Source organism: Mesorhizobium sp. M5C.F.Ca.IN.020.32.2.1, from assembly GCF_004023105.1.
Taxonomy (GTDB): domain Bacteria; phylum Pseudomonadota; class Alphaproteobacteria; order Rhizobiales; family Rhizobiaceae; genus Mesorhizobium; species Mesorhizobium wenxiniae.
Window position 1 is genome coordinate 1 of record NZ_RZSX01000391.1, and the last position, 5,618, is coordinate 5,618.

At 63.0% G+C, this 5,618-nt stretch carries 7 protein-coding genes and 1 pseudogene; 4 read left to right on the top strand and 4 right to left on the bottom strand.

All coding sequences use genetic code 11. The annotated features are described in order from the left end of the window. Together EOA86_RS19585 and EOA86_RS19590 are read left to right on the top strand one after the other, a co-directional pair. Positions 1-1,277 (top strand): S8 family serine peptidase (locus tag EOA86_RS19585; protein WP_164891836.1); only part of this gene is annotated, 1,277 nt, incomplete at its 5' end. Beyond that, positions 1,277-2,626: an MBL fold metallo-hydrolase gene (locus EOA86_RS19590; RefSeq protein WP_127208065.1), complete on the top strand. Its 1,350-nt coding sequence runs from the start codon at positions 1,277-1,279 to the stop codon at positions 2,624-2,626. The genes EOA86_RS19585 and EOA86_RS19590, both read left to right, overlap by 1 nt. A 301-nt stretch (positions 2,627-2,927) precedes the next feature. On the opposite strand, the gene EOA86_RS19595 is transcribed toward EOA86_RS19590, so the two are convergent. Then, positions 2,928-3,251 carry a hypothetical protein gene (locus EOA86_RS19595; RefSeq protein ID WP_029347916.1) on the bottom strand — a complete coding sequence of 108 codons (324 nt, stop codon included), beginning with the start codon at positions 3,249-3,251 and terminating at the stop codon, positions 2,928-2,930. 178 nt (positions 3,252-3,429) lie between these two features. On the opposite strand from EOA86_RS19595, the gene mbfA reads away from it, so the two are divergent. Next, entirely contained in the window at positions 3,430-4,413 is a 984-nt protein-coding gene (gene mbfA / locus EOA86_RS19600) for an iron exporter MbfA (protein WP_029347918.1), read from the top strand. Positions 4,414-4,419: 6 nt separating this feature from the next. On the opposite strand, the gene EOA86_RS19605 is transcribed toward mbfA, so the two are convergent. From EOA86_RS19605 to EOA86_RS19615, 3 genes are all read right to left on the bottom strand, one after another. Further along, positions 4,420-4,764 carry an antibiotic biosynthesis monooxygenase gene (locus tag EOA86_RS19605; protein ID WP_127208064.1) on the bottom strand — a complete coding sequence of 115 codons (345 nt, stop codon included), beginning with the start codon at positions 4,762-4,764 and terminating at the stop codon, positions 4,420-4,422. After that, positions 4,761-5,147 (bottom strand): NIPSNAP family protein, encoded by a 387-nt coding sequence (locus tag EOA86_RS19610; protein ID WP_127208063.1) that lies wholly within the window; start codon positions 5,145-5,147, stop codon positions 4,761-4,763. The genes EOA86_RS19605 and EOA86_RS19610 overlap by 4 nt, the downstream gene beginning before the upstream one ends. Before the next feature lie 95 nt (positions 5,148-5,242). Continuing rightward, a complete protein-coding gene (locus tag EOA86_RS19615; protein ID WP_127208062.1) occupies positions 5,243-5,470 on the bottom strand; it encodes a DUF1127 domain-containing protein in 228 nt (75 codons plus the stop codon). Between the two features lie 68 nt (positions 5,471-5,538). Between EOA86_RS19615 and EOA86_RS40450 the strand changes: the two are divergent. Then, a pseudogene (locus EOA86_RS40450) lies at positions 5,539-5,618 on the top strand (transcriptional regulator); the annotation flags it as partial.

The following is a 5,618-nucleotide window of genomic DNA, read 5'->3' on the forward strand; positions in this document are numbered from 1 at the left end:
ACGAAATCGACCGGCGCACCTCGTTCTACGATTCCACCTGCCTGCTCGACGCCGTCTACTACCTGCTCGATCTCGCCGGTGAGCGCCCCATCTCGATCAACATCAGCCTCGGGACCAACGGCCACGCCCATGACGGTTCAAGCATCCTCGACCGCTGGATCGACGCGTTGCTATCGGAGCCCGGCCGTTCGATCTGCATTGCCGCCGGCAACGCCGGCCAGGAACGACCCGAGGCTCCGGACGATCTCGGCTACATGATGGGCCGCATTCATGCGAGCGGCAAAATCGATGCCCAGGGCCTCGACCACATCCTCGAGTGGCAGGTCGTCGGCGACAAGATCAAGGATGCATCGGAGAACGAGCTCGAGATCTGGTACGAGCCGCAGGATCGCCTCGCCATCAGCATCCGCCCGCCTGATGGCGACTGGATCGGCCCGATCCAGCCCGGTGAGTTTCTCGAGAACCACCAGTTGCCCGACCGCACATTGATCAGCGTCTACAACGAGTTGCACCACCCGACCAACGGCGCCAACTACATCGCCACCTACCTGACGCCGTTCTTCGGCAGCAACCTGATCATCGGCATCCCTGCCGGCGTCTGGCAGGTCCGGCTGCACGGCCTCGTCATCCGCGACGGCGCCTTCCATGCTTGGATCGAGCGCGACGACCCGGCCGACTTGGGCGACGGCAGCTACTTCTGGCCGTCGTTCTTCACCGAGGCCTCGCATGTCGACACCTCCTCGGTCAGCGCCCTCGCCTGCGGCCAACGCATAGTCTCCGTCGCCAATCTCGATGAACTGAAGCGCCGCGCTCACATCACCTCGAGCCAGGGTCCGACCCGTGACGGCCGGCTGAAGCCCGACATCACTGCGCCCGGCACCGGCATCGTCGCGGCCAACGGCTTCGGCGGTCCGGATGACCCGTGGATCGAAATGACCGGCACCAGCATGGCGAGCCCCTATGTGGCTGGCGTCATCGGCCTGATGCTGGCGGCCGAGCCGACGCTCACGGCTGCCCAGATCCTCGGCATCATTAAGGCCACCGCCCGGCCCCTCCCCGGCGCCACCTACCAGTGGACGAACGACCTCGGCTTCGGTGTCATCTCTCCTGCCGCCTGCGTCGCCGAAGCCTCCCACGCGCTGACCCGTACCGAGCTGAAGAAAACCACGCCGCTCGCTACCGCACCCACCGTCACCGCCGCGGCCCCGCCGGGCCGTCCTGCCAGTCGCCGTGCCGCCAGGCCTGCAACCCGGCGCCCGCCGCCCGAGGCCGCATAATGAAAATCACCCTGCTCCCCTCCGACAAGGGCGATTGCCTGCTGATCGAGGCCGGTGCCGTCACCATCCTCGCCGATGGCGGTATGCCCGGCTCCTATGCCTCCGAGGTGCGCGGCTATCTCGGCAAATGGGCCGAGGACACCGGCAAGCAACTAGACCTCGTCTATGTCTCGCACGTCGATCAGGATCACATCGCCGGCGTGCTGCAGCTGCTCGAGGACACAGTGCAATGGCGCGTTTTCGACCACAAGCACGCCAACGGCCAGTCCTCCGGCAAGCCACCGTTCAGGAGACCGCCTAAGGTCAAGCGTATCTGGCACAACGCGTTCAAGCTCATGGTGGATGAGTCCGAGGCGATCGGCACTGTCCTCGCCGCCCGCGCTAACACGCTGTCCAGTTCGGCCAACCCGTCACTGCTTCGGCTCGCCGACGCCTTCCGCAGCATCGCCAACTCGATCCCCGAGGCGATCAAGGTGTCCCGCCGCATCGCCGCCGACCAGTTGAACATCCCTCTTAATGGCGAGTTCGGCAAGCTCCTCGCCATGGTCCGCGGCCACGAGGTGATCAGCCTCGCGGCCAACAGCTCCCTCGCCATCCGCGTCATCGGCCCGTTCGAAAAGGATCTCGAAGTCCTCCGCAAATACTGGAAGAACTGGCTCAACAACCCTAAGAAGGCGGGCTCGCTGCAGGACCTCGAGGAGTGGCTGGAAGAAAACGACGGTCCGATCCCGCCCGGCTTCGGCGTGTCCATCGACGACGAACTGGGCCACCGCAAGGACGTCACCGAGCCCAACCTCGCCTCGCTCATGCTGCTGCTCGAAGAGCCGAAGGCTAGCGGCGGTGTCACCCGCGTCATCATGACCGGCGATGGCCATGCCGACGATATCCTCGCCGGCCTCACCCATCACGGCCGCCTCGCCGATGGCGCCGGGCTGCATGTCGACGTGCTGAAGCTCCAGCACCACGGTTCCGAGCACAATCTGCACCGCGCCTTCGCCAGGCGCATCACCGCCGATCACTACCTGATCTGCGCCAACGGCAAGGACAAAAACCCCGACCTGCGTGTCCTCGAGGTGCTGCTCGATTCCCGGCTGGGCGTTGCCGACAAGCTCTCCCCGAACGCGGAAGCCGGCCAGCCCTTCACCATATGGCTCAACTGCAGCACCCACTATCTCGACAAGCAGCAGGCCGCCTACATTGCGAAGAAGGGCACGCGCTCCACCGAGCTGGACAAGAACATCGCTCATATGAAGGCGGTCGAGGCTCTCCTCGCCGAGGCCAAACAGCACAACCCCGACAGGCTGAAGCTCAAATCCCTCAAAGCCTCGCCGCTCGAACTCGAGGTCTGAACCGATAACGCGTCGAGTCAGTCCGCGCATCACCAGCGCCACCACGCCGTCGCGCCTGCATGGACTGCTTTGGGAAGCTCCAAAATATGGCGACCGCCATGGGGCTGGGCCTGCGGCGAACTGGCCGCTCCGGCCCTCCGCTATGGCTTCGGGCGTTCTTCGATTGACGAATGGCTGTCAATGCCCCGGTCTGGTAGCTGATTGCCTCAGCCAGAGGCCGCTGCCGGCGGCAGCTCTCCGGGATCGAATCCTTTGAAAGGTCCCCTGGACCTTTTCAATTCGCCTGCGACGAACCGGGTTCTCACCCCAAAAGCGTCCTTTTCCGTTTGGCGCCGCCCATCTTGCGCCAAGTGTTGAAGCGATGGGTGGCGGCGGCGAAGGAGATCTTCATCTGCTGGGCAACCGAATAGCGCGATTTGCCCTCGTCGAACATGCGGTAGCAGCACTCGACGCCCTCCTCTGTCAGCTTGCCGTCGGGCGCTTTGTTGTGCGGATTGGCCGGATCGAATTTTTCGACCTGCTGCTCGACCAAGCCTTTAAGGCGCTGCAGGTCCCCCTCGATGCTGGCGATGAGGTCGAGAACGGGTTTCGGGTCAAATGCATGGGTGGGCAATTTTGCCGGCATTTACGGTTTCCTTTCTCTTGGCTTAAGTTCGGCTATATAGGTGAACATTCGCCAATGAAGAAGAGGTGGCGGAAGAACGCCGGAGTGGCTAATTTTGAACGTCCGGCCGACGGGCGCGATTGACCAAGAGCACACCAAACCCTAGTTTAGAATTATTCTAAACTGGGGTGAATTTCTCATGCTTTCTCGTGTTTTCGGTTTTGGCCGCCGTCCTTTCGAGTCGCTCTCGGAGCAAGAGATCCTGGCGCTCGCCATCTCTTCCGAGGAGGATGACGGGCGCATCTACCGCGCCTATGCCGATGGGCTGGCGGGTAGCTTTCCGCATTCGGCCAAAGTGTTCGAGGAGATGGCCGAGGAAGAGGACGGCCATCGCGACTCGCTAATCGAGCTTCACCGCGAACGTTTCGGCGAACGCATTCCGCTGATCCGGCGCGAGCATGTGAAGGGCTATTACGAGCGCAGGCCCGACTGGCTGGTCAGGCCGCTCGGCATCGAGCATGTGCGCCAACAGGCTGAAACGATGGAGCGGCAAGCCTATCTGTTTTATGTCGAGGCAGCGAAACGCACCAGCGATGCCTCGACGCGAAAGCTGCTCGACGATCTGGCGGTCGCCGAACAGGGCCACGAGACGTTGGCGCAGCGGCTGGAGAAAAAGCATGTGCCGGGTGCGGTGAAGGATGAGGAAGCCGCGGCCGAGCAGCGCCAGTTCATCCTGACCTATGTGCAGCCGGGACTGGCCGGTCTGATGGACGGATCGGTGTCGACGCTGGCGCCGATCTTCGCCGCCGCCTTCGCCACGCACGACACGTTCCAGACCTTCCTGGTCGGGCTTGCCGCCTCGATCGGCGCCGGCATCTCGATGGGCTTCACCGAGGTCGCCTCCGACGACGGCAAGCTGTCGGGGCGCGGCTCGCCGGTTAAACGCGGCATTACCACAGGCGTCATGACGGCGCTGGGCGGTCTCGGTCACGCCTTGCCCTACCTCATTCCTTATTTCTGGACCGCGACAATTCTCGCGGTCGTGGTGGTGTTCTTCGAGCTGTGGGCGATCGCCTTTGTGCAGAACCGTTACATGCAGACGCCATTCTGGCGCGCCGCCTTCCAGGTGGTGCTGGGCGGCGCGCTGGTGTTTGCGGCTGGAGTGCTGATCGGGAATGCCTAGAAAGCGCTACCCATTCACCGCCCGGCTGTCCTCAGGCGCCTCGGCGCGTTCGGTCAGGCCGTAGTCGCGCACGACATGGGCGATGCGCAGACGATATCCGGCAAAGATGCCGCCACGGCCGGCCTTCTGCGCCTGCCTATGTTTCTCCGTGTTGCGCCAGGCCTTCACCGCCTTCTCGTCGCGCCAGAACGACAGCGACAGGATGCGGTTCGGGTCGGTGAGGCTCTGAAAGCGCTCGATGGTGAGAAACCCGTCTATGCCGTCGAGCAGCGGACGCAGGTCGGCTGCGAGGCCGAGATAGGCGTCGCGCTTGCCCGCTGCCGGCTCGACTTCGAAGATGACGGCGATCATAGTTTCACCTTTCCTTCAGGCATGATCTCGGTCTGAAAAGTCTGCAACTTCTGGGCATCATGCTTCGGTGCGTGCGGCCCGGACGCGAGTTTCAGAAACGTCCGATCCTCCTTCAGGATGAATCTTTCACGCCGGGCGAATTCGTAATTCGCCCGGCCGACCGGATCGGCGGCGAGCCTGATGCGGTAGGCTTCGTAAGCCGCCAGGCTGGCGATATTGTAAGCGGCGTAGGCGGTGGTGGCCGAGCCCTCATGCGGCGCAAAATAGCCGATCAGATCGGCGCCGCAGCGCGGGATGGCCTCGCCCCAGTTGCGGGCATATTCCTCGAATGCCGCCTTGCCGAACGGGTCGATCTCGTAACGGATGAAGCAGGTGATGGTCATCTTTTGTCTCCTTGCTGGATTTGTTTGTTGCAGCGACAGTTCGAGTGGGGTCGAAACGTTCGGCGGACCGATGTGCTAGGCAATTTCTCTGGTGGTCACGCTTGCCAGAAGCACTTCGCGCATTCGCGGCGAACGTCTTCTGGCGTCAGGCCAACATCGCGCAAAAGGTGCTCGTCAATCTCGGCGAGGTCGAGGCGCTGCAGATGGCGGTCGTACCACCGCGCCAGGAGCCGCAGATGCAACCTGCGCAAGATAATGAACGGAAACGGCCGACGGCCGAAGCGCCTGACAAGCACGGTGTGGGGAACGGTTCTTGCGGTCATCGTTGTCTCCTTGATCTCAGCGGAGGATAGTGGTTATCTGACGACAATGCTTCGATGGGGAACGAACTATGCGTGAAGGACCAGATATAGCCCGCATCGCCAGCCTGGTCGGCGATCCGGCGCGAGCAAACATGCTGACCGCGCTACT

Bases quoted from the DNA above. Each gene is read 5' to 3' on its own strand.
- EOA86_RS19590 (WP_127208065.1), top strand. From the start codon at position 1,277: ATGAAAATCACCCTGCTCCCCTCCGACAAGGGCGATTGCCTGCTGATC.
- EOA86_RS19595 (WP_029347916.1), bottom strand. From the start codon at position 3,251: ATGCCGGCAAAATTGCCCACCCATGCATTTGACCCGAAACCCGTTCTC.
- mbfA (WP_029347918.1), top strand. From the start codon at position 3,430: ATGCTTTCTCGTGTTTTCGGTTTTGGCCGCCGTCCTTTCGAGTCGCTC.
- EOA86_RS19605 (WP_127208064.1), bottom strand. From the start codon at position 4,764: ATGATCGCCGTCATCTTCGAAGTCGAGCCGGCAGCGGGCAAGCGCGAC.
- EOA86_RS19610 (WP_127208063.1), bottom strand. From the start codon at position 5,147: ATGACCATCACCTGCTTCATCCGTTACGAGATCGACCCGTTCGGCAAG.
- EOA86_RS19615 (WP_127208062.1), bottom strand. From the start codon at position 5,470: ATGACCGCAAGAACCGTTCCCCACACCGTGCTTGTCAGGCGCTTCGGC.